The following is a 22,834-nucleotide window of genomic DNA, read 5'->3' on the forward strand; positions in this document are numbered from 1 at the left end:
GGGGTCTCTGCCCCTTCCCCCCCGGGGTTTTTCCGGCCCCCCCCCGGGTTCCCCCCCGGTCGCGGCGCCTTTCGGCGTTCCGGGGAGGGGCCGGGAAAAATTCTTCGAACCGGCCTGCAACCCCCCGGCGGGATGGACGTCTATCAGGGTGAGAGGCAGGGAGAGCGAGCCGGCGGAGCCGGGGGGCTCGGGCCGGTTCCTCGGGGCGCGACCGTAGGCGCCCGCTCATTCGATCACCACCATCACCATGTCCTTGGGGGGACTGTCACATGAACGCGTCCGTTATCGCCCGTATTGCGAAGATCGTCCCGCTGGCCGTCGTCACCGCCGTGGGAATCGCGGCCTGCGGCCCGACGAACGGCGAGGCGTCCGTCGCCGCCTCCGCTCCCGCCTCCACCCCGGCCGTCACCTCGTCGGCCACCCCCGGCGCGGGCGCCGTCCCGACCGTCCCCGCCCCGGCCGCGCCGACCACCGAGGCCGCGCCGACCACCGGCGCCCCGGCCGCCGCGGCGCCCGCGGCCGGGGCCGCCAAGGCCGAGGCCAGGCCCGTCGCGAAGGCGCCGGCCAAGCCCGCCGTCAAGCCCGCGGCCAAGCCCGCCGCGCCGAAGGCCGGCCCCGCCGAGTCCGGCGGAAGCGGGATCGGCATCACCTTCGGCGGCCTGAACGAGGGCGGGCAGATCGAGCTCAACGGCCTGGTGTCCTTCTCCGTGACCTGGAAGAACAACGACGCCACCGGCACCCGCAGCGTCGCCCCGGTGGTGGCCACCCAGCAGTACGAAGGCGCGCCCTGCAGCCGGATCATCGCGACGGCGGACGGCACCCTGGAGCGCAAGGACGCCTCGGGCTGGAAGAAGCTGGAGCTCAGCCAGGGCACCGGGATGGACTACGTGATCAACCGGAAGGACGGGGCCTTCACGCTGGCCGCCGGTGAGAGCCGGACCATCGAGTACCGGATGCGGCTGTCCACGGCCAACCGGCCGGGGCGGATCACGATCGAGGCGGACGCCCCCGTGCCGAACTCCACGGACTACCAGGGCATCGCGAAGGCCGAGCTGAACGCCACGGTCGTCGACCACAAGAGCCCGGTGGTGAGCGGCGTGACCACGTCGAGCCCCAAGGTCGGGACGACTCCCGCCGACTTCGGCTTCGTGGTCGACGCGCCGCAGGGCACCGCGGACCTGCACCCCGTGGTGGCCGTGTCGAGCGCCTCGTGGCTGACCCCGGACGACGTCACGCTGGAGGTCATGGCCGGCGGCGCGTGGAAGCCGGTCGAGCTGCGCGAGGCCTGCGACGGTCTGACCGCGGTCGCCCCGACCGGGCTGGAGGTCAACCGGAGGGGCGACTCGGCCGAGTACTCCTTCCGGATCACGATGAAGAAGGCCCCGCAGTACGACGTGGAGGTCCAGGTGGGCGCCCAGGCGAACGGTCACCAGGCAGCCCGCCGGCCCGTCTTCGACCCCCAGGGCCGCCGGTAGCGGACGCCCGCACCGGAGCCGAAGGGCCCGGCCTCCCACTGCTCGGGAGGCCGGGCCCTTCATCGTGGCCGCGTCACGGCCGTCGTGCGCAGGCTCAGGCGAGCGAGGCCATCCAGGCCTCGACGTCCTCGGCGCTGCGGGGCAGGCCGGCCGAGAGGTTCTCGTTGCCGTCGGCGGTGACCAGGATGTCGTCCTCGATCCGGACGCCGATGCCGCGGTACTCCTCCGGCACGGTCAGGTCGTCCTGCTGGAAGTACAGGCCGGGCTCGACGGTCAGCACCATGCCGGGGACCAGCAGCGCGTCGACGTGCTCCTCGCGGCGCGAGTGGGCGCAGTCGTGGACGTCCAGGCCGAGCATGTGGCCGGTGCCGTGCAGGGTCCAGCGGCGCTGGAGGCCCAGCTCCAGGACCTTCTCGACGTCGTACACCGAGGCGTCCAGCAGGCCCCAGGCGAGCAGCCGCTCGGCGAGCACGCGCTGCGAGGCCTCGTGGAAGTCGCGGAACCGGGCGCCGGGCTTCACCGCGGCGATGCCGGCCTCCTGGGCGTCGTACACCGCGTCGTAGATCCGGCGCTGGACCTCGGTGAAGCTGCCGTTGATCGGCAGGCTGCGGGTGACGTCCGCGGTGTAGAGGGTGCTGGTCTCCACGCCCGCGTCCAGCAGCAGCAGCTCGCCCGGGCGCACGTCGCCGTCGTTGCGCACCCAGTGCAGGGTGGTGGCGTGCGGGCCGGCCGCGGCGATGGTGCCGTAGCCGACGTCGTTGCCCTCGACCCGGGCGCGGCGCCAGAAGGTGCCCTCGATCCAGCGCTCCGAGGTGGCGACGGCCTGGCCCAGCTCGCGGACCACGTCGGTGAAGCCCTTGACCGTGGCGTCGCAGGCGGCGCGCAGCTCGCCGATCTCCCACGCGTCCTTGACCAGCCGCAGGCCGCTCAGGAACTCCTTGAGCCCGGCGTCCTCGTCGGCGTCCAGGGCGTCGGCGAGCGCGGCCTCCAGGCCGGCGTCGTAGCCGCGGACGATGCGGGTCGGCACGGCGGAGTCGGCGGCCTTCGCGGCCAGCTCCTCGGCGGCCTTGCGCACGTCGCGGGCGGGCAGCCCGAGCAGCTGCTCCTGCTCGGCCAGGCTGTGCCGGCGGCCGACCCACAGCTCGCCGTAGCCGTCCAGCCAGAACTCGCCGTTCTCGCGGTTCGAGCGGGGCAGCAGGTAGAGCACGAAGTCGTGGCCGGTCGCGCCGGTCGGCTCGCCGACCAGCACCGCGTCCTCGGTCTGGTCGCCGGTGAGGTGGACGTACTCGCTGGCGGCGCGGAACGCGTAGTCGGTGTCGTTGGAGCGGACCCGCAGGTTGCCGGCCGGGACGACCAGGCGCTCGCCGGGGTAGGCGGCGGACAGCGCGGCGCGGCGCTCGGCCGCGTACGGGGCCTGGGCGACGGGGGCGAGGCCGTGCAGCTCGGTGTCGGCCCAGCCGGACTTCATCGAGGCGGCCAGCTCGTCGGAGATGTCGCCGTAGAGACCGTTCTTGCGGCCCTTGTGCTGCTCAGGCTCCTCGCCGCCCTCGGCCTCGGGGTTCTCGGCCACCGCGGGGGTACGGTCCTCGGTCACGTGCAACGCCTCCTTGGGGGGTGGTACCGCCGCCCCTGGGGGAGGTGTCGGATCGCGACACGCGCGGGCGGCCGTGCGTCCGTCCATGGTACGGACGCCCGGCCGCCCGTTCGTTCCGGGTCCGAACCGTCACTCGAAGCGGGCCGCCAGCAGCATCAGGTCGTCGGTGGCCGTGCCCCCGGCGTCCGGGGCCGGGCAGACGGCCAGCAGGTGGGCGCAGAGCCGGTCCGGGTCGATCCGCACGTCGCGCGGGGCGTCGGCGGCGGCCCGGCGCAGGTTGGCCTGCCCGGCGTGCAGGGTCGGGCCGCAGCGGCGGGCCAGGCCCTCGGTGTAGAGCAGCAGGGTGTCGCCGCGCTCGGCGACGAACTCCACCCCGGGGGCCTCCCAGCAGGCCAGCATGCCGAGCGGGGCGGAGAGCGAGGTCTCCACGAACTCGGCGCCGTGCCGGCCGACCAGGACGGGCGGGCAGTGCCCGGCGCCGGCCAGGGTGATCCGGCGCTCCTCGGGCTCGATCCAGGCGTAGACGGCGGTGGCGGTGCGGGTCGGTTCGGTGGTCTTGAGCAGCAGCTCCAGGTCCCCCAGGACGGAGACCGGGTCCTCGCCCTCCAGCACCGCGTACGCCCGCAGCGCGGCCCGGACCCGGCCCATCGCGGCGGCCGCGCCGGGGGCGGAGCCGGGGCCCGCGCCGGGGCCGTCGCCGGAGACGGAGCCGACGGTGAGGCCGATGGTGCCGTCGGGCAGCGGGATCGCGTCGTACCAGTCGCTGCCGGTGGAGCGCTCCAGCCCGGCGGGGACGAGCCGGGCGGCCAGCCGCAGCCCGGCGGCCCGGGGGAGCCGGTCCGGCAGCAGGCCGCGGCGCAGCGCCTCGGTGGTGCGCGAGATCCGGTCCGCCTCCAGCTGCTTGGCGAGCAGCGGGGCGGCGATCTCGCAGTAGTGGCGGGCCAGTTCGCGCTGGCAGTCGGTCGGTTCGGCGGGCTCGTCGTAGAACCAGAGGGCGGCGGCGAGCGGGCCGTCCTCCTCGGTGGCGAGCGGCAGGCCGTAGGCGCCGCCGAGGCCGAGGTGGACGGCGAGTTCGCGCAGCCGGGCGCCGGTGGCCGGGTCCTCGGCGAGGTCGTGGGAGTGCAGCTGGGCGGGCCGGTCCCGTTCGCGCAGCAGTCGGGCCAGCAGGCTCTGCTCGGTCGGGACGGTCTCCAGGGCGCCGAGGCTGGCGCGGTCGAGGCCGTGGCCGACCGGCTGTCCGGGTCCGCCGCCGGGCCGCCGGGTGACCAGCATGCCGCGCCGGGCGCCGAGCAGGGCGGCGCCGGAGGCGAGGACGGTGTCCAGGGTGGCGGCCAGGCCGCGGGCGCGGGCGAGCCGTTCGGTGTGCTCGTGCAGGCTGGTGATATCGGACAGGCGTCCGGCCAAACGGTCCTGCAGCGCGGCGGAGGGCGCCGTGCGGCCGTCCGCCGTGCCGTCCGGGGCGTTGACGGGGCCGGGGAGGTCCGGCAGGTCGAGGACGGTGAGCCCGCCCGCGCAGCCGGGTTCGCCAGGCTCGGCGGTCGTCGTCGGGAGGGCCGTCGACGGGTGGGACTCGTTCATGCCGTCACTCCTGACGCGGTGCTACGTGCCATGCGAAACCCCCAGGTACGGCCAATGTGGAGCGAGCACGGCCAAAGGGCGTGTTTCGCCTCGATTCGCTACTACTCGTCATTGATCGACAGCAATGCCACCACTTCTACACAGGCCATTCGGGGCATGTCCAGATCCAGGACGACGCGGTGGCCCGTTCCACATCGATCGCGACCCGGTCGGGGGGCGCGCGGGGTTGGTGCGCGCGCCACTCGGCCCGGAGGCATGGAGCGGGCCGCGAGCGGGCAGAACCGGGAGGACGGCCCGGGCGGCCGTCCGGATCGTATGTCCGTGCCGCCCGTGAGCCGGGTCGGCCGGAACTCTCTCACTCGTACGGTGGAACCAAGCGCGCCCGGGCGGCGTCCATCCGGTCGCGTACGGGATTCTCGTTCCAAGGGCTGTGCCCTGCGCGGCCCTTTCACGTCGTACTCCACACCTGCTCCACGTCGTGCCGCGCCGTCCGCCCTGCCGCCCGCCCCGCGCCGCGCCGCCCGGGTCCGTGCCGCGGCGGGTCCGCGCGGAGGATCCCGACGGACGCCGGCGGAGCGGAGCGAACCGAGCGGTCAGGGAAAGGAACGAGCGCCATGCGTGAGAACCCGAAAGACCGGTCGGAGGATCGTTCCGCCCGGCTGGCCGCGGCCCTGACGGCCGCCGTCGACCACCGTTGGCCCGTGGTGCCGGGCGCCGTGCTGCGCGACGGCCGCTGCTCCTGCGGCGACCTGGACTGCACCGTCCCCGGCGCGCACCCGCACGACCCCTCGCTGCTGGCCGCCACCACGGACGCCCGGATGGTGCGCTGGTGGTGGGAGCGGCAGAGCCCGGACGCGCCGGTGCTGGCCGCCACCGGCTCCACGGTCTCGGCGGTCAGCCTGCCCGCGGCGGCCGGCGCCCGGGCGCTGGTCTACCTGGGCGCGCTGCGGCTGCCGCTCGGCCCGGTGCTGGCGATGCCGGGCCGCTACGCGCTGCTGGTGGCCCCGTACTCGCTGGACGTGCTCGGCGAGATGCTCGCCCAACTCCCTTGGGTGCCTGGCTCGTTGCGCTACCACGGGGCGGGCGGCTTCCTGCCGCTGCCGCCCGGCGGCGCGGCCGTCGGGGTCCCCTCGGCCGGAGGCTGGGGGAGGGTGCGCTGGGTGCTCGCGCCGCGACCGGGCGTCGGCGGCGGGGTCTGGCTGCCGCAGGTCGGGCCGCTGCTGGGGGAGTTGGTGGAGGCGACGGTCCGGCTGGACAGCGGGCGTTCGGCCTACTGAGGGCCACCGGAGCGGGACGGGCTGTCGACACCGTCCGTCGGGCCCGGATCCGGGCTTCTCCCGGGTCTCGGCCCGGGCCCGTCCGGGGGCTCCGAGCGGGGCACTCCGGAAAAAGAAAAGATCCGGCCGCTGGCGACGGGGGATGCACCAGCGGCCGGACTCTTTAGACAGTAACAAGGATCCGCGCCCGCGCCAATTTCCAAGACGCCCTCCACGCCCGGAAATTGCGCGTTCACCGCGACAATGTGACGCGTATCACGCGGATCCTGCGCCCTTTAGTTCAAGGTGACCTGACGGTTCACCAGGTTCGCGCGGGTGCGCCGCTCCTCGGCGGTCAGCGGGGCCGCGTCGGCGAGCACCGCGGCGAGCCGCTCGGCGAACTCGGCGGCCGGCTTCTCGCAGTCGGCGGCGGTCATCGCGAGCGGGAGGTCCCACACCGGGACGGTCAGGCCGTGCGCGCGGAAGGAGCCGACCAGGCGGGTGTCCGGGCCGAGCGAGGCCTCGCCGGCCGTGTTCAGCCGGGCCAGCGCGTCCAGCAGCTTCTCCTCGGGCACGGTCATCACCCAGCGCAGGTGGTTCTTGTCCGGGGTGCCGCACCAGTACGCGGAGTCCACGCTCGCGAGCTTCTCGGTCGGGATGGCCGAGGCGTTGGCGCGCTCCAGGGAGGCGGCGACCTCGCCGGTGGCGGCCTCGGCGTCCTCCAGCCAGAACTCGAAGCCGGTGTGCACGGCGGGCGTGAACGCGGCGGTGGTGTCCAGCAGGTCCTGCAGGCGGCGCCCGCCCGGGACGGTCCGGCGGGCCGGCACCGGGCTGCCCGGCCCGGTGGCCAGGGCCAGCTCCAGGGCGTCCGCGAGGTCGCGGCTGAGGTCGCCGGAGGCGGACTGGGTCTGCAGGCCGAGCAGGATCGAGCCGTCCTGGCGGCGCAGGGCCGGCCAGGCCAGCGGCAGCACGGTGGCCAGGGTCACCGACGGGACGTCACCGGTCGCGCCGTCGGCCACCCCGGCGGCCAGCGTCAGCGGCACCGTGGCGGCGGGCACCAGCTCGCGCAGCGCCACCCAGTCGGCCTCGCCCGGCAGGCCCTCGAACGGGCGGTGCACCAGCTCCTGCACCGCGTGCGAGGCCTCCCGGCCGTGACACGCCTTGTACCGGCGGCCCGAGCCGCAGGGGCAGTCCTCGCGGGCCCCGACCACGGGGATCTCGCCCGTGACGGCGGTGGTGGACTGGCGCTGCGGCGCCTTCTTGGCGGCCTTCTTGCCCATGCTGCGGCTCTCCCGGGAACGGTGGTCCTGTGTCCCGGGAAGCCTAACGACACATTCCCCGAGCCCGGCTCACGCGCTACGGGCATCGCCCCCGGTGCGCCGGGCGTGCCGGGCCCGGGCGGGCAGCGCCGCCCAGACCGTGACCTCGCCGGGGGCGTCGCGCACGCCCCAGTCGCTGGCCAGCTGGTCGACGATGCTCAGGCCGCGGCCGCCGCGCGAGGTCAGCGAGGGACTCGCGGGCAGCGGCCGGGTGGCCGCCCCGCCGTCCGTGACCTCCAGGGTGAGCACCCCGTCGGCGTGCATCTGCCAGCGGACCAGCACCCCGCCGGCCGGCTCGGCCGGACCCTCGGCGGGCTCCCGGGCGCTCTGCGCGGCGTTGGCCCCGGAGGGGACGCCGACCAGCACCTGCCCGAGCACCTCGGCCCGGGCGCTGCGGCCCAGGGCCGGCAGCGGGCCGAGCGGACGGGCGTACCGACAGGCGTTGCTCAACAGCTCGGAAAGGATCAGAACAGCATCATCGATGACCGGTTCGGGTACCTGCCGGTCACCCAGATCTCGACGCAGTCGGCGCCGTGCGACCCCGACACTCGCTGGGCCGTGCGGCACTGCCATGGTCGATGAAGTCGGCACTTCACGCGCCACCATCAACGCCACCCCCGGACCTCCTTCAGCGTATGCCGAGGGAGAGATGCCCCTTGGTAATGCGTCGGAAACGAGCACCGGACGATCCCGCGAGCCCATTTCGAGTGCGGCGACCGACGGTCGACATCAGGTCATTCCGCGCTCACCCTCCGTCGCCCGGATGCAAGAATTCCGGCAATTTCGCGCGAGGAAGGTTTGACTGCCGACCAGAGTGATCGGATCGGAGGGGTTCGGAGGAGTACGGCCTTCGGTGCGCCGACGGATCACCGGTGGATCACCGGCCGAGCTGCGCCAGTACCTCCGCGGGCCGGTTGGTGATGATCGCGGACACCCCGAGCTCCAGGCAGAGCTCGACGTCGGCCGGCTCGTCCACCGTCCACACGTGCACCTCGTGGCCGAGCTCGCGCAGCCGGGTCACCAGCTGCGGGCGGGCCCGCACCAGCTCGATGCCCGGGCCGGCGATCCGCGCCCCGCCCGGCAGCGGCGAGCCCTCGCGCAGCCGGCCGAGCAGCGGCAGGGTCCGCTCGAACAGGAAGACCCGCCGGTACCGCGGCGCGGCGGCGGCCACCCGGTTCAGCGCGACCGAGGAGAAGCTCATGATCCGGGCGGACGGGCGGTCGCCCTCCCGGATCGCGCCGATCTTGAACCGCTCCAGGGTCCGCAGCAGCTCGGCCTCCACCCGGCCGCGGAAGCGCACCGGGTGCTTGGTCTCGATCGCCAGGTCCACCGGGCGGCCGCACTCCACCACCAGCTCCAGCAGCCGCTCCAGCCGCAGCACGCCGCGCAGCTCCGGGTCGGTGCTGGGGCGGCCGGTCTTCCAGGCGCCGAAGTCGTACGCCTCCAGCTCGGCGAGGGTCATGGCCGAAACGGTGCCCCGGCCGTTGGAGACCCGGCCGATCCGGCGGTCGTGCACGCAGACCAGCGCGCCGTCGGCGGTGACCCGGACGTCGCACTCCAGCGCGTCCGCGCCCTCGTCGAGCGCGCGCCGGTAGGCCGCGAGGGTGTGCTCGGGCAGGGCGTGGGAGGAACCGCGGTGGGCGATCACCTGGACGGGCGGCACGGTGCGCGCCGCCGCCGAGGACAGGTCTGGGCTGGTCACAGGCCCAACGATAGGCGGCGGAGGTGAAGCGCGGACAAAGACGGCCCCAACCTGTGGGGCCGTCTGCGCACCTGCGGGGCCCGCTCGGGCCCCGCTCCCTCCGCTCCGTCAGCCCCGGACGGCGCGGCGGCCGAGCGGGGTGAGCGCCCAGGTGGCCAGGGCCGGCACCAGGAAGGCGAACAGCGAGGCCGAGGTCCACTCCTGCGGGGTGAAGTGCAGCGCCTCCTGGGCGGAGGTCCAGAAGTCCGTCCACCAGCCCGCGACCTTGGTCGGCGCGATGAACTGGTAGACCGCGAAGCCCAGGGCCCACGGCAGCAGCATCAGCCAGCGGGACGGCGCGTCGGCGGAGAGGTTCCAGCCGCGCCGGCCGGCGCCGAGGAAGTAGTCCACCACGAGCACCGCCAGCAGCGGCACGAACACCGAGCCGATCAGGCCGAGGAAGCCGTAGTAGGTGTCGGTGAACTCGTCGATCTGCAGCGCCAGCACGGTGATCAGCACGCCGATCGCGCCGGAGAGCACCCGGCGGTCCACCTTCGGCAGCAGGTTCTGCACCGACATCGCGGTCGAGTACACGTTGGCGAAGGACTGGTCCGTCTCGCGCAGCACCAGCACCAGCAGGAACAGCCAGCCGGCCCAGACCCCGAGGAAGGAGTCGAAGATCCGGTTCGGGTCGCCGTCCGACTGCAGCAGCGCCATCAGGCCGAGCACGTAGCACCAGACCTGGGCGACCGTGTAGCCGGAGAAGCTGCCCCAGAACGCCGAGCGCGGGGTGCGCGAGTGCCGGGTGTAGTCGGCGGCCAGCGGCACGAAGGAGACCGACACCGCGATCATCGCGTCGGTGGCGCCGAGGAAGCCGTGCCAGTTGCCCGCGCCCGGGTCCGGCACGCCCTGGCGGCCCAACTGGACGGTGAAGTACACCATCGCCACCGCGACCGCCCCGGCCACGAAGCGGCGCAGCACCGCGATCGAGCCCAGCGGCCAGATGGTCAGGGCGGTGGTCAGCGCGCCCGCGAGCAGGACGAACAGCCAGCGGTAGCCGGTGGTGTGCGCGACGGTCTGCGCGCCCGCCGAGATGGTCAGCAGCTCGAAGACGCCCCAGCCGATGCACTGCACGATGTTCAGCACCGTCGGCAGGTACGACAGCCGGGTGCCGAACAGCCCGCGCAGGTTCGCCATCGCGGGGGCGCCGGTGCGGGCGCCGATCAGCGCGGCCACGGCGAGCATCGCGGTGCCGACCGCCGTACCGATCGTGATCGCGGTCACCGCGGCGGCCAGCGACAGCTCGCTGCCGGGGGCGCCGAGCACGGTGGCGGCGGTGGAGAAGCCGATCAGGCTGACGCCCAGGTTCATCCAGAGCGCGAAGTGGTCCCGGAAGCGCAGCGTGCGCGGCGGTTCGGTGTCCAGGACCAGGGGCGCTTCGACGTGCTCGGCGCGTTCCAGGAGGGCGGTCGCGCCCGGCGCGGGGGCGTTCGCGCCGGAGTCGGAGGCGTTCGTACCCGAAGAAGAGGATGGCGAAGCAGGCGGCATGGCCGATACTCCCTACGCCGGCATTACCCGGACAGGTTCCGGCGGTCAGCGCCCCCTCGAACGTCCGTCACTCGTGTGGCGTACGGTCGACATGCGCACTCTCAGCCTGGTGGGTCCAAGCTCCCGCGTGTCAGTTTGGAGCGCCAGGCTAACCGGCGCGGGTGCCGACGCCCAAGGCCGAGGGCGGGGCGGTCCGCATCGCGGACGCCCGACGGGGAGGGGAGCCCCGGCCGTCGGTACGGGTGCCGGAGCCGGTGTCAGCGCCGCTGTGGGTGCTGACGCCAGCGCCGGTGTCGGTGCCGGCTAAGGATTCTTATGAGTTCTTCAGAGGGGTCCTTACGGCAAACGAATCGACAGTGCGAAAAACTATGGTCCTTGGTTCTGCCAGCTATGGAGGTCGTCCGTGAGCACCGAGCGCGAGGTTGGGCCCACCGGGCCGCAGGGGGAGCAGCCCGCCGGGCCGGGGGCGGCCGAGTCCGCTGCCGCGGGCCCCGCTCAGGGCGGGCACAACCCGACCATGGCGTTCCGGCGGGTGCCCGAGCCGGAGGCGGGCGCGGTCGAGGCCGCCGCCGCCGAGGCGGCGCCGTCCGCCGACGCCGTTCCGGCCGAGGAGGTCCCGGCCGGGGGTGGGCACAAGCCCACCGTCGCCTTCACCAAGGTGCCCGCACCGGAGGCACCCGCCGAGCCCGTGGCACCCGCCGCACCCGCCGCACCCGCCGTCGAGGAGCCGGCCGTCGACCCGGCCACCGGCTACATCGACGCGCCGCCGCCGGTCCTGCCGCCCGTTCCGCCCGCCCCGGTGGCCGCCGCACCCGCCGCCCCGGCCCTGCCGCCGGCCGGCAACCCGTACGCCACCCCGACCCACGGCGTCCCCGCCGCCGGCGCGCACGAGGGGTACGGCGCCGCTCCGGCCGCGCCCGCCGCCCCCGCCGCGCACGGCCACCACCCCTTCGGGGCCGGCCAGCCGCTCGGCGGCTGGGGCCCCACCCACGACTCCACCTCCGGCGGCGCCGGCTACCCCGGCGGCCCGGCCGGCCCGCACGGCTACCCGGCGGAGTACCCCGGCGGTCCGGGCGGCCCCGGCGGCCCGCGCAAGAAGCGCGGCGGCCTGGTCGCCCTGATCGCGGCCGTCGCGCTGGTCGCCGGTGTGGCCGGCGGCGCGCTCGGCGTGTCCGTCTCCGACAGTTCCGACCGCAGGAGCTCCGCGAACGACCACCGCAGCACCACCGTCCAGGCCAGCGACACCCAGAAGAACGAGCCCGTCCCCGGCTCGATCGCCGCCATCGCGCAGAAGGCGCTGCCCAGCGTCGTCACCATCAAGGCGCAGGGCAACGGCGAGTCGGGCACCGGCACCGGCTTCGTCTTCGACACCGAGGGCCACATCCTCACCAACAACCACGTCGTCGCGCCGACCCTCAGCGGCGGCAAACTGACCGTCAAGTTCGCCGACGGCAGCTCCTACAGCGCCTCGGTGCTCGGCCACGCCGAGGGCTACGACGTCGCCGTGGTCAAGATCGACAACCCGCCCAAGAGCAAGCTGGCCCCGCTGCCGCTGGCCGACTCCGACAAGGTCAACGTCGGCGACGCCACCGTCGCGATCGGTGCGCCGTACGGCCTGGAGTCCACCGTCACCAGCGGCATCATCAGCGCCAAGGACCGCCCGGTGGCCTCCGGCGACGACACCGGCTCGCAGGCCTCGTACATGAACGCCCTGCAGACCGATGCCTCCATCAACCCCGGCAACTCCGGCGGCCCGCTGCTCGACTCCGGCGGCGCGGTGATCGGCATCAACTCGGCGATCCAGTCCAACGCCTCCGCCAACGGCCGGGCCGGCAGCATCGGCCTGGGCTTCGCCATCCCGATCAACCAGGCCAAGTGGGTCGCGGACACCCTGATCAAGACCGGCAAGCCGGTCTACGCCAAGCTCGACGTGCTGCGCAACGACGACTACAAGGGCGACGGCGCGCAGATCCAGACCAAGGACATCCAGGGCCAGCCCGCCGTCACCCCCGGCGGCGCGGCCGACAAGGCCGGCCTCAAGCCGGGCGACGTCATCACCAAGCTCGGCGGCGTCCCGATCGACAACGGCCCCGCCCTGGTCAGCCGGATCTGGACGCACAAGCCCGGCGAGACCGTCGACGTCGAGTACACCCGCAACGGCCAGACCCTCAACACCAAGGTCACTCTCGGCCAGCGCGAGGGCGACCAGCCGTAACCCCCGCCCGCACCGAAACGTGTGCACCGAACCCCGCCGGACCCGTTAGGCTGACCTCCGCCTGGAGAGCTGCCCGAGCGGCCTAAGGGAACAGTCTTGAAAACTGTCGTGCGGTGACCCCGTACCGTGGGTTCGAATCCCACGCTCTCCGCCGGTAGGAGAACCACCTGCTCAGGGCGGGTGCCGAGACCACTCGGCACCCGCCCTCGGTGTTTCCCGGGCCACGGGCGGGGGCGGGGGTTGACCCTGACACGGTGGCAGGGGGTGGAGTGGTCGCACCATGTTGAACATCGGAGACTTCGCCAGCCACGGCCGGGTGTCGGTGCGGATGCTGCGCCACTACGACGCGATCGGGCTGCTGCGGCCCGCCCGGGTGGACCCGGTCAGCGGCTACCGCTTCTACGAGGCGTCCCAACTGGCCCGGCTCAACCGGGTGATCGCGCTCAAGGAGCTCGGCTTCACCCTGCAGCAGGTGCGGTCCGTCCTGGACGAGCGGGTGGACGCGGCCGAGCTGCGCGGGATGCTGCGGCTGCGGCGGGCCCAGCTCGCCGCGGCGATCGCGGCCGACGAGCTGCGGCTGGCCCGGGTGGAGGCGAGGCTCCGGACGATCGAGAGCGAGGGGACCATGTCCGTGCGGGATGTCGTGGTGAAGCCGGTGCCGTCCGTCCGGGTGGCCCAACTGACCGGTGTGGCCGCGAGTTACGAGCCGGAGGACATCGGGCCGGTGATCGGGCCGCTGTTCGCCGAGCTGTGCCGGCGGCTGGCCGGGGCCGGGATCGAGGCGGCCGGCCCGTCCGTCGCCCACTACCAGGACGCCCCGGAGGGCAACGGCTCGGTGCTGGTCGGGGCCGCCGTCCCGGTCGGCCCGTCGGTGCGGGCGGGCGCGCACGACTTCGAGGTGGTCGACCTGCCGCCGATCGGGGAGGCGGCGACGATCGTGCACCGCGGCCCGATGGACGAGGTCCTGGGCGCGGGCCAGGAGCTGGCCCGCTTCATCGAGGAGAACGGCTACCGCTCGGCCGGCTACGCCCGGGAGCTGTACCTGGAGTGCCCGGAGGACCCGGCGGGATGGGTCACCGAGCTCCAGGAGCCGGTGGTCCGCGGGTAGCCGGGCTTGCCCTCGACCCGGTCGAGGGTCCTAGCGTCACCCGGCATGACCACTGCCGCTGCCACCGCCGACGTCGGTTCGCGGGCCGCGCTGCCCCGGACGTACCTGCTCTGGCTGGCCGGGGTCCAGGCCGGACTGCTGGGCGACGCCGCGCTGTACTTCGCCCTCGGCTGGGCCGCCTCCGCGCACGGCGGCGGCGCGGCCGGGCTGGTCCTGACGGCGGTCACGGTGCCGCGCACCGCGCTGGTCCTGCTGGGCGGCGCGGTCGCGGACCGGTTCGGCGCCCGTCGGGTGATGCTCGTCGGGGACACGGTGATGCTGGCCGCGACCGCCGCGCTGGCGCTGGTCGCGGCCGACCGGGGCACACCGCTCTGGCTCCTGGTCGCGGCGGCGGCCGTGATCGGGACGGTCGACGCCTTCCACCTCCCGGCGAGCGGTTCGATGCCGCGCCGGCTGGTGCCCGCCGACCGGCTGCCCCGGGCGCTCGCCCTGCGGCAGGCCGGCGGGCAGGGCGCCGTCCTGCTCGGGGCGCCGCTCGGCGGCCTGCTGGTCGCGGCCGGCGGGCTGCCCGGCGCGGCACTCGTGGACGCGGTGAGCTTCGGGGTCGTGCTGCTGGTCCTGCTGCGGGTCCGCCCCGGGGCGGACGGGCCGTCCGGTCCGCGGGCCGGCCTGCTGAGCGAGGCCGCGGTCGGCGTCCGGCTCGCCCTTGCCGACCCGCTGCTGCGGGCCGCGCTGCTGCTCACCGGTGCGGCGGCCGGGGCGCTGCTGCCGGTGGTGTCGCTGCTCGGCCCGCTGCTCGCCCGGGCGCACGGCTGGTCGGCCGGGACGGCGGGGCTGGTGAGCGGCGGGCAGGCGGCCGGGGTGCTGGCGGTGGCCGTCCTGGTCGCCCGACGGGGCGCGCTGCCCCGGGCCGGCGTGGGGGCGGCCGCCGGGCTCTGTACGGCGTCGGCGGGGATCGCGCTGCTGGCCCTGGCCGCGGGGCCGGTGGCGGCGGTGGCCGGCAGTACGGTGGCGGGCCTCGGCTCGGGGCTCTTCGCCTGCCACCTCGGCCCGCTGGTGCTGACCGGCGCGCCGCCGACCCATCTCTCGCGGGTCCAGGCCCTGCTGACGCTCGTGCAGAGCCTGGCCCTGGTGCTCTCGAACGCCCTGCTGGGCCTGCTCGCGGACGCGGCGGGCGCCGCCCCGCCCACCCTCCTCTGCGCCCTCGCCACCGCCGCCGCCGGCCTCACCGCCCTGGCCACCCCGACCCTCCGCCGGGCCTGAGCCGACCGGTCGCCCGCGCCGGCCCCGGGATCCGGCCGGCACCTCCCCGTACGGCGGCCCTTGCCGCCCGTCCCGGTGCCCGCCCGCCCCCTGCCGTCCGGGCGGTGCCTCGTCCTCCTGCCCGTTCACCTGCCCCTGCCCGTCCCGGCGCCCGCCCCTTCCCGTGGCCCACTTGCCCGCCCCCTGCCGTCCGGGCAGAGTGCGGAGGTGGAGGCGGTCGGGCGGCGAGTGGAGGCGGCGATGAGTGATCTGACGGACCGACTGGTGCAGGGCCTCCCGGACGGGGCCGTCGTGGTGGACCCGGACGTGACCGCCGCGTACCGCCACGACATGGCGGGTTTCTGCGCGGCCGGGCAGCCCGCGGCGGTGGTGTTCCCGGAGACGGTCGAGCAGGTGCGGCACGTGCTGCGCACCGCGACCGAGCTGCGCGTCCCGGTGGTGCCGCAGGGCGCCCGGACCGGGCTGTCGGGTGCGGCGAACGCGGTGGACGGCTGCGTCGTGCTGTCGCTGGTGAAGCTGAACCGGATCCTGGAGATCGACCCGGTGAACCGGATCGCGGTGGTCGAGCCCGGTGTGGTGAACGCCGAACTGTCCAGGGCTGTCGAGGAGTTGGGCCTCTCGTATCCGCCGGATCCGTCCAGCTGGGAGTCCTGCACGATCGGCGGCAACATCGGCACCGGGGCCGGTGGGCTCTGCTGTGTGAAGTACGGCGTCACCAGCGAGTACGTGCTCGGGCTGGACGTGGTGCTGGCGGACGGGCGGCTGCTGTCCACCGGCCGTCGGACGGCGAAGGGCGTGGCCGGGTACGACCTGACCAGGCTGTTCGTCGGCTCGGAGGGGACGCTCGGGGTGGTGGTCCGGGCGGTTCTGTCGCTGCGGCCGGCGCCCGCCCCGCAGCTGGCGCTGGCGGCGGAGTTCCCGAGCGCGGACACGGCCGGGGCGGCGGTCTGCGAGGTGATGGCGCGGGGTCTGACCCCGTCGCTGATGGAGCTGATGGACGCGGTCTCGGTGCGGGCCGTCAACGAGTTGGGGCGGATGGGGCTGCCGGAGTCCACCCAGGCGCTGCTGCTGGTGGCCTTCGACGGGCCGGACCGGGTGGCCGAGCTGGCCCGGGTCGCGCGGCTGTGCCGGGAGGCCGGGGCGACGGAGGTGGTGCCGGCCGAGGACGAGGCGGAGTCCGATCTGCTGCTGGCCGCCCGGCGGATGGCGCTGCCCGCGCTGGACCGGCTGGGCACCACGATGATCGACGATGTGGCGGTGCCGCGCTCCCGGCTGGCGGAGATGCTGAACGGCGTCGCGGTGATCGCCGAGCGGCACGGGCTGACCATCGGGGTGGTCAGTCACGCGGGGGACGGCAACACCCACCCGATCGTCATCTTCGACGCCTCGGACGAGGAGGAGACGGCCCGGGCCCAGCGCTCCTTCGACGAGATCATGGCGCTCGGGCTGGAGCTGGGCGGCACGATCACCGGGGAGCACGGTGTGGGGCTGCTGAAGCGGGACTGGCTGGCCCGTGAGTTGGGCCCGGTGGCGTTGGACCTGCAACGGCAGCTGAAGGCGGTCTTCGATCCGCTGGGAATTCTGAATCCCGGCAAGATGATCTGATTTTCACTGAAGTATTTCGGCGGGGACCGCACGTCCGAACCCCTGCCGTCGTGGTGTGACATCCGACGGCCTTTTCATGACCGGGAAAGTCGACATGGGAGGGTGACCGAACTTTTCCGGGGGCGTGCGTGCGGTTCGCACGCGCCAGGGTGGTGCGCTCAGCGGATCGCGTGGCGGTGCCGCGCCGTCCCCCGGACCGACCATCGAGCAGCGGCCGTACGGGTGAAGTCCCAGCTCGGACGGGGTATCTCGCCGCGTTTTCCGTTTTCCCGGCCGTCATGCGCGGCCCGGGTGGATATCACGCAAACGGGCGAAATTCGCCGTGTGAGCTAGCGCTTTGTCGATTTGTTGCGGAAGTCTGTCTTCCGGCGTCGCAGCCCGCAGGTGTTCGTCCGGTCGACGAACCTTGCGCACCTTGATCGACCATTGCGCGACAAGCAGCTTCCCGGAGGCATTCATGGCTCGCACCCACCCCCGTCGAACAGCCGGGCTCCTACTCGCCGGCCCGCTCGCGGCCGGCCTGCTGCTGGCCGGTGCCGGGGCTGCCGCCGCCGACAACGGCGCGGGCGCCGAGGGCGCCTCCAACGCCGGGGCGGTCTCCGACACCGGCACCGGCAACGTGTTCGGCGGGGTCGACGGAAACTACGTCTCCACCCAGCAGACCGCCGCCGGCTCCGGCGCCACGAACCAGGACAACACCATCGCGGTGAAGGACAACACCGGCACCGTCCAGGGAGGCCAGGGCAACAAGGACGTCAACGTCGTCGTCGCCCCGACCTTCAACTGACCGACCGACTGACCGGCCGCACGGCCGAGTGACGGCACCGGGCACCACGGAAGGCGGGGGCGCCGGACGTGGGTGGACGCGGGTGAGCTGAGCACCCGCCGACAGGCCCGGACCGGAACGGAACGGCCGGAACGGACACCGAACCACCGACGCATCACCACCAGAGGGAACAGCGCAACGACCGGCCTGCGGAAAGGGTCACCGCGAAACCGGTCTCGTGGGCGGTGCCGCCATCGGCACCGCCCACGAGTGTGTCCGGCGCAGGTCCCGGGTTCCCCGGCCGTCGGCCCGGGCGTCCCCGCAGGGCGTCCCCGCCGGGCCTCCTTGCCGGATCTCCCCGCCGCGCATCGCCGTCGGAGCACCCCGCCGGGCATCCCCGGAATCCCCCGCCGACCGGCCCGGATCCGTCCACCGAGGGCCCGCGCCCGGAGCCGTCGGCCCACGGCGGTACGGTTGCGCTCCGACAGCGCACCCACGTGCCCGGGCCCGGACGGACCGGCCCGGCCGGGGCGGCGACCGCGGCAATCGGAAGGAAGGGCGCGCGATGGCGGCGGAGGAGGAGGGCCTGACCGGCCCGGACGAGGCCAGGCCCGCACCGGAGGCCGGGGCGGAGCCGGCGGCGGACGTGCGCCCGGAGCCGTCGGCCGAGCCGCTCCACGAGCACCGCTCCGGGCCCAGGTCCGTCCCCGAACTACTGCTCGGCCGCCCGCCGATGGCCCGCCCGCTGCCGTCCTTCGACCACCAGGCCGCCCCGGCCGAGCCCGGCCCGCTGTTCGTGGACTGGCTCGCCACCGCGCTGCACGCCGGTGTGCTGGACCCGCAGGCCTTCACCCTCTCGACCGTCGACGCGGACGGCATGCCGGACGCCCGGGTGCTGGTGCTGCGCGACGTCGACGCGGCCGGCACCGGCTGGAACTTCTCGGCGGCCGCCGACAGCCCCAAGGGCCGCCAGCTCGCCGAGCACCCGGCCGCCGCGCTGACCGTCTACTGGCCGCAGCTGGGCCGCCAGGTCCGGGTGCGCGGCACCGTCGAGCGGGCCGCCGACCTGGTCGCCGCCGCCGAGTTCGCCACCCGCTCGCCCGCCGCCCGGGTCGGCGCGCTGGTCGGGCGGCAGAGCGAGCCGCTGGGTTCGGTCGCCGAGTACGACGAGGCGGAGGCGGTCGCCCGTCGCCGACTGGAGGCGCACCCGGACGCGGTCGCGCCCGGGCACGCGGTCTACACCCTGTGGGCGCACGAGGTGGAGTTCTGGCAGGGCGACGCCCAGCGCCGGCACACCCGGCTGCGCTACACCCGCACCGGCCCGGTCAGCTCCCCGGAGTGGTCGCGCACCCTGCTCTGGCCGTAGCGCCGTAAGGCCGCCGGGTCCCCAGGGCACCCAGGGCGTCCTGGGGACCGAAGCGAGGGCTACCGTCGCCCGGTCAGCGTGGCCCCCACGCTGGCCGCGACCACGCACCCGATCCCGGCCAGCTGCGGCGCGCCCAGCAGCTGGCCCAGCACCACCAGCCCGACCAGCGCGCTGACCGCCGGCTCCAGGCTGACCAGCACGCTGAACACCCGCTGCGGCATCCGTCGCAGCGCGGTCATCTCCAGCGCGTACGGGATCACCGGCAGCAGCAGCGACACCCCGGCCACCGCGGCGAGCAGCGCCACCGGCGAGGCCTCGGGCGCGGTCAGCCCGTGCCAGGCCTGGCCGAGCCCGAACGGCGCGAGCGTCAGCGCGCCGACCGTCATCGACACCGCCAGGCCCTGGAAGCCCTGGAAGGCCGCGCCGACCTTGTCGGTGAACAGGATGTACAGGGCGTAGCAGGCGGCCGCCCCGAAGGCGTACAGCAGGCCGACCGGGTCGAGCGATCCGCCGCCGTCGCCCTCGCCGAGCAGGGTCAGCAGAGCCACGCCCGCGGCCGCGAGCAGCGCCCAGAGCAGGTGGCTGGCGCGCCGGGCGAAGACCAGGGCGACGGCGAGCGGGCCGAGGAACTCGATGGTCGCGGCGGTGCCCATCGGCAGCCGGTCGATCGCCCCGGCGAACAGGAAGGTCATCCCGGCCGAGGCCATGCCGAGCAGCGCGGCCGCGGCGAGGTCGCGGGGGCGCTTGCCGCGCAGCTTCGGCCGGGTGACGGCGAGCAGGATGACGGCGGCGAAGCCGAGCCGGAGGAAGGTCGTGCCGCTGACGCCGAGCGGGCCGAACAGCGGCTTGGACAGGGCGATGCCGGTCTGCACCAGGAACATCGCGGTCAGACAGAGAAGCGGCGCCGGGATCCGCTCCGGGCGCCGCAGGACCTTGCCGAACCGGCCGGTGGACCGGCCGGGGTGGACTTCGGGTGGCGCCGAGGGGCCGGACGCCCCACCTCGTCGCCAGCTGCCCCGCTCGCCGGCGGGCTCGCCCTTGGGGGAGGGCGGCATGGCCAGGGCCTCGGCGACGGCGGCGGCCGACGACGAGGCGGCAGGGGTTTCGCTGGTATGGGAGGTGGGCATATTTGTGAGTTTGCCGTAAGGAGTGATGAACCAGCAAGCTCGTTACAAAAATCGGGACGGATACGGACGGGTGCGTCCGAAAGGGTGGACTCGCGCGGGTGTCGCGGCGTGGCTGCCGCGGTCGTCCGACGGACCGTCAGTATCAAGGCGGGGTGCGCCATCTCCGCTCCGCCGCCCTCCTCGCCGCCGCCCTCGTGCTCCTGCTGGCCACCGACGGGACGGTCGTGAACGCCGAAGCCGTCACCCCGGCCGCCGGCGCCGCCCCCCGCATCCGGGCCGTCAGGCTGCCCGACCGGTCCGGCCCGCCCCGGGCCCGCGACACCTGGAGCGGCCCCGCCTTCGACGCCTGCACCGCACCGCCGCTCGACACCCTGAAGGCCTGGCGCGACGCCTCCCCGTACGGGGCGCTCGGCGTCTACACCAGCGGCTCCCAGCGCGGCTGCGGCCAGCCGCGGCTCACCGCCGAGTGGGTGCGCCAGGTGCGGGCGCTGGGCTGGCGGTTCCTGCCGGTGCACGTCGGACTGCAGGCGCCGTGCGCCGACCCGGGCCACAAGCCCAAGCGGATCGACCCGGGGAAGGCCGTCGAGCAGGGCCGGGAGGAGGCGGACGAGGCCGCCCGGTCCCTGCGCGCGCTCGGTTTCGCCAAGGGCAGCCCGGTCTACCTGGACATCGAGGCCTATCCCTTGCGCGACCCGGCCTGCGGCCAGGCCGTGGTCGACTTCACCCTTGGCTGGACGGCGGGCCTGCACGCCGCCGGCTACCGCTCCGGCTTCTACTCCAGCCTCGACTCCGGCATCGCGGACCTCGCCGCCGCCGCCCGGGCCGGCGGCTCCCCGATGCCCGACGCGCTCTGGTACGCCCGCTGGGACGGCCAGGCCGACACCGACGGCTCCGGCGCCCTGGCCCCCGACCTCTGGACCTTCCACCAGCGCGTCCACCAGTACCACGGCAACGTCGAGGAGACCTTCGGCGGCGCCACCCTCACCGTGGACCGCAACCACGTGGACGGCCCGACCGCCCGCTGAGGCCCGCCGCCGATCACCGGCCCACTCCCCGCCCAGGGCGGGGAGCGGGCCGGGGGCGGAACCGGGACGAATCCGTGATCCGCGCAACGGGGCCGGGATACTGACAGCAGGGGGTGGGAGCGGCACAATCGGGCACGTCCGCGCGCATTACCGCCCGGTAGGTGCCGCGAGCGCAGCCCCCAGTGCCGCCAGGTCAAGGAGGACCCGTGTTCAGCACGATGCAGGACGTTCCGCTCACCGTCGCCCGAATCCTGGAGCACGGGTCCACGGTCCACGGCCGTTCGACCGTGACCACCTGGGACGGCACCGGCCCGGTCGTCCGGACGTACGCCGAGGTCGGTGCCCGCGCCGCCCAGCTCGCCTGGGCGCTGCGCGACGAGCTCGGGTGCACCGAGGAGAGCGTCATAGCGACGCTGATGTGGAACAACGCCGAGCACCTGGAGGCGTACCTCGCCGTCCCCTCGGCGGGCTCCGTGCTGCACACGCTGAACCTGCGGCTGCCGTCCCAGCAGCTGTCGTTCATCGTCAACCACGCCGCCGACCGCGTGATCATCGTCAACGGCAGCGTCCTGCCGCTGCTCGCCGCCGTCCTGCCGGACCTCGCGCCGACCCTCAGGCACATCGTGGTCAGCGGTCCCGGCGACCGCTCGGTGCTGGCCGGCTTCGCGGGCGGCGTGCACGACTACGAGGAGCTGATCGCCGGCCGGCCCACCGAGTACCCGTGGCAGCGCGACATCGACGAGCGGCAGGCCGCCGTCCTCTGCTACACCTCCGGCACCACCGGGGACCCGAAGGGCGTGCTCTACAGCCACCGCTCGGTCTACCTGCACTGCCTCCAGGTCAACACCGGCGACAACTTCGCCTTCACCCCGAGCGACACCGCGCTGCCAGTGGTCCCGATGTTCCACGTCCAGGCCTGGGGCATCCCGCACGCGGCCTTCATGTCCGGCGCCAACCTGCTCATGCCGGATCGTTTCCTCCAGCCCAAGCCGATGGCCGAGATGATCGCGGCCGTCCGCCCGACCGTCAGCGCCGCCGTCCCCACCATCTGGGCCGGCCTGCTGGGCGAGCTCGACGCCGGCGACTACGACACCTCCAGCCTGCGCATGGTGGTCATCGGCGGCAGCGCCTGTCCGCCCTCCCTGATGAAGGCCTACGAGGAGCGCCACGGCATCCGGGTGCTGCACGCCTGGGGCATGACCGAGACCTCCCCGCTCGGCTCCTTCGCCCAGCCGCCGGGCGGCCTCACCCCCGAGCAGGAGTGGCCGTACCGGATCACCCAGGGCATCTTCCCTGCCTCCGTCGAGGCCCGGCTGATCGGCCCGGGCGGCGAGCGGATGCCGCACGACGGCGTCTCGGCGGGCGAGCTGGAGGTGCGCGGCCCGTGGATCGCCGGGGCGTACTACGGCGGCGCCGGCCAGGACCCGGTCCGCCCGGACGACAAGTTCTCCGAGGACGGCTGGCTGCGCACCGGCGACGTCGGCACCATCACCGCCGACGGCTACCTGACCCTCACCGACCGGGCCAAGGACGTCATCAAGTCCGGCGGCGAGTGGATCTCCTCGGTCGAGCTGGAGAACGCCCTGATGGCCCACCCCGACGTGGCCGAGGCCGCCGTGGTCGCCGTCCCGGACGAGAAGTGGGGCGAGCGCCCGCTGGCCACCGTGGTGCTGCGCCCGGGCGCGACCGCGGGGCTGAAGGAGCTGCGGGCCTTCCTGGGCGAGCGGATCGCCTCCTGGCAGCTGCCGGAGCGCTGGTCGATCGTGGAGTCGGTGCCGAAGACCTCGGTCGGCAAGTTCGACAAGAAGGTGATCCGGGCCAGCTACGCGGCCGAGGAGCTGGACGTCACGGTGCTCGGCAAGGAGTGACCGCGCGAAGGGCCGGCCCCCCCCCGAACAAACGGGGCGG

Annotated in this window: 18 protein-coding genes, 1 tRNA gene and 1 riboswitch; of the genes, 11 read left to right on the top strand and 8 right to left on the bottom strand. The window is 74.5% G+C overall.

Features of this window, described 5'->3' with window-relative positions:
• Window positions 1-269: 269 nt before the first annotated feature.
• The gene (locus ACFCY1_RS17400) at window positions 270-1,475 is read left to right on the top strand and encodes a hypothetical protein (RefSeq protein WP_375875084.1); all 1,206 of its coding nucleotides are present in this window, start codon (window positions 270-272) and stop codon (window positions 1,473-1,475) included.
• A gap of 94 nt (window positions 1,476-1,569) precedes the next feature.
• On the opposite strand, the gene ACFCY1_RS17405 is transcribed toward ACFCY1_RS17400, so the two are convergent.
• Complete coding sequence (locus tag ACFCY1_RS17405; protein ID WP_375875085.1) at window positions 1,570-3,069, bottom strand: aminopeptidase P family protein; 1,500 nt, start codon at window positions 3,067-3,069, stop codon at window positions 1,570-1,572.
• Window positions 3,070-3,198: 129 nt separating this feature from the next.
• The gene (locus ACFCY1_RS17410) at window positions 3,199-4,647 is read right to left on the bottom strand and encodes a PP2C family protein-serine/threonine phosphatase (RefSeq protein ID WP_375875086.1); all 1,449 of its coding nucleotides are present in this window, start codon (window positions 4,645-4,647) and stop codon (window positions 3,199-3,201) included.
• Between the two features lie 614 nt (window positions 4,648-5,261).
• Here ACFCY1_RS17410 and ACFCY1_RS17415 point away from each other — a divergent pair.
• On the top strand, window positions 5,262-5,924 hold the full coding sequence (locus tag ACFCY1_RS17415; RefSeq protein WP_049655147.1) for a bifunctional DNA primase/polymerase: 663 nt from the start codon (window positions 5,262-5,264) through the stop codon (window positions 5,922-5,924).
• Between the two features lie 275 nt (window positions 5,925-6,199).
• On the opposite strand, the gene ACFCY1_RS17420 is transcribed toward ACFCY1_RS17415, so the two are convergent.
• From ACFCY1_RS17420 to ACFCY1_RS17435, 4 genes are all read right to left on the bottom strand, one after another.
• Window positions 6,200-7,183 (bottom strand): DUF5926 family protein, encoded by a 984-nt coding sequence (locus ACFCY1_RS17420; protein ID WP_375875087.1) that lies wholly within the window; start codon window positions 7,181-7,183, stop codon window positions 6,200-6,202.
• Window positions 7,184-7,252: 69 nt separating this feature from the next.
• Window positions 7,253-7,672 (bottom strand): ATP-binding protein, encoded by a 420-nt coding sequence (locus ACFCY1_RS17425; protein ID WP_375875088.1) that lies wholly within the window; start codon window positions 7,670-7,672, stop codon window positions 7,253-7,255.
• Window positions 7,673-8,099: 427 nt separating this feature from the next.
• A complete protein-coding gene (locus ACFCY1_RS17430; RefSeq protein ID WP_375875089.1) occupies window positions 8,100-8,924 on the bottom strand; it encodes a glycerophosphodiester phosphodiesterase in 825 nt (274 codons plus the stop codon).
• Between the two features lie 108 nt (window positions 8,925-9,032).
• Window positions 9,033-10,451 carry a cytosine permease gene (locus ACFCY1_RS17435; protein ID WP_079271981.1) on the bottom strand — a complete coding sequence of 473 codons (1,419 nt, stop codon included), beginning with the start codon at window positions 10,449-10,451 and terminating at the stop codon, window positions 9,033-9,035.
• Window positions 10,444-10,588: riboswitch (TPP riboswitch) on the bottom strand. Its footprint overlaps the gene before it by 8 nt.
• A gap of 266 nt (window positions 10,589-10,854) precedes the next feature.
• On the opposite strand from ACFCY1_RS17435, the gene ACFCY1_RS17440 reads away from it, so the two are divergent.
• The 5 genes from ACFCY1_RS17440 (at window position 10,855) to ACFCY1_RS17460 (ending at window position 16,642) form a co-directional block, all read left to right on the top strand.
• Window positions 10,855-12,666, top strand: a complete 1,812-nt coding sequence (locus ACFCY1_RS17440) for a S1C family serine protease (RefSeq protein WP_375875090.1) — start codon at window positions 10,855-10,857, stop codon at window positions 12,664-12,666.
• 63 nt (window positions 12,667-12,729) lie between these two features.
• Window positions 12,730-12,817, top strand: a tRNA-Ser gene (locus ACFCY1_RS17445).
• A 129-nt stretch (window positions 12,818-12,946) separates the two neighbouring features.
• Entirely contained in the window at window positions 12,947-13,774 is an 828-nt protein-coding gene (locus ACFCY1_RS17450) for a MerR family transcriptional regulator (RefSeq protein WP_049660223.1), read from the top strand.
• A gap of 45 nt (window positions 13,775-13,819) precedes the next feature.
• On the top strand, window positions 13,820-15,037 hold the full coding sequence (locus ACFCY1_RS17455) for an MFS transporter (protein WP_375875091.1): 1,218 nt from the start codon (window positions 13,820-13,822) through the stop codon (window positions 15,035-15,037).
• A gap of 240 nt (window positions 15,038-15,277) precedes the next feature.
• Window positions 15,278-16,642, top strand: coding sequence for an FAD-binding oxidoreductase (locus ACFCY1_RS17460; RefSeq protein ID WP_375875092.1), 1,365 nt, complete (start codon window positions 15,278-15,280; stop codon window positions 16,640-16,642).
• 276 nt (window positions 16,643-16,918) lie between these two features.
• On the opposite strand, the gene ACFCY1_RS17465 is transcribed toward ACFCY1_RS17460, so the two are convergent.
• A complete protein-coding gene (locus ACFCY1_RS17465) occupies window positions 16,919-17,101 on the bottom strand; it encodes a hypothetical protein (RefSeq protein WP_143204509.1) in 183 nt (60 codons plus the stop codon).
• Here ACFCY1_RS17465 and ACFCY1_RS17470 point away from each other — a divergent pair.
• Both ACFCY1_RS17470 and ACFCY1_RS17475 read left to right on the top strand, forming a co-directional pair.
• Window positions 17,100-17,429, top strand: coding sequence for a hypothetical protein (locus ACFCY1_RS17470; RefSeq protein WP_049656286.1), 330 nt, complete (start codon window positions 17,100-17,102; stop codon window positions 17,427-17,429). The two genes, ACFCY1_RS17465 and ACFCY1_RS17470, sit on opposite strands and share 2 nt — an antisense overlap.
• 544 nt (window positions 17,430-17,973) lie before the next feature.
• A complete protein-coding gene (locus ACFCY1_RS17475; protein WP_375875093.1) occupies window positions 17,974-18,774 on the top strand; it encodes a pyridoxal 5'-phosphate synthase in 801 nt (266 codons plus the stop codon).
• Window positions 18,775-18,833: 59 nt separating this feature from the next.
• Here the strand turns inward: ACFCY1_RS17475 and ACFCY1_RS17480 are convergent, their stop codons facing one another.
• Window positions 18,834-19,901, bottom strand: coding sequence for a DMT family transporter (locus tag ACFCY1_RS17480; RefSeq protein ID WP_375875094.1), 1,068 nt, complete (start codon window positions 19,899-19,901; stop codon window positions 18,834-18,836).
• Window positions 19,902-20,053: 152 nt separating this feature from the next.
• On the opposite strand from ACFCY1_RS17480, the gene ACFCY1_RS17485 reads away from it, so the two are divergent.
• Window positions 20,054-20,926, top strand: a complete 873-nt coding sequence (locus ACFCY1_RS17485) for a DUF1906 domain-containing protein (protein ID WP_107086553.1) — start codon at window positions 20,054-20,056, stop codon at window positions 20,924-20,926.
• Window positions 20,927-21,132: 206 nt separating this feature from the next.
• Window positions 21,133-22,794, top strand: coding sequence for a long-chain fatty acid--CoA ligase (locus ACFCY1_RS17490; protein ID WP_074001832.1), 1,662 nt, complete (start codon window positions 21,133-21,135; stop codon window positions 22,792-22,794).
• Window positions 22,795-22,834: the final 40 nt, after the last annotated feature.

The sequence above is a fragment of the Kitasatospora sp. NPDC056273 genome, assembly GCF_042268845.1.
In the GTDB taxonomy this organism is placed as follows: domain Bacteria; phylum Actinomycetota; class Actinomycetes; order Streptomycetales; family Streptomycetaceae; genus Kitasatospora.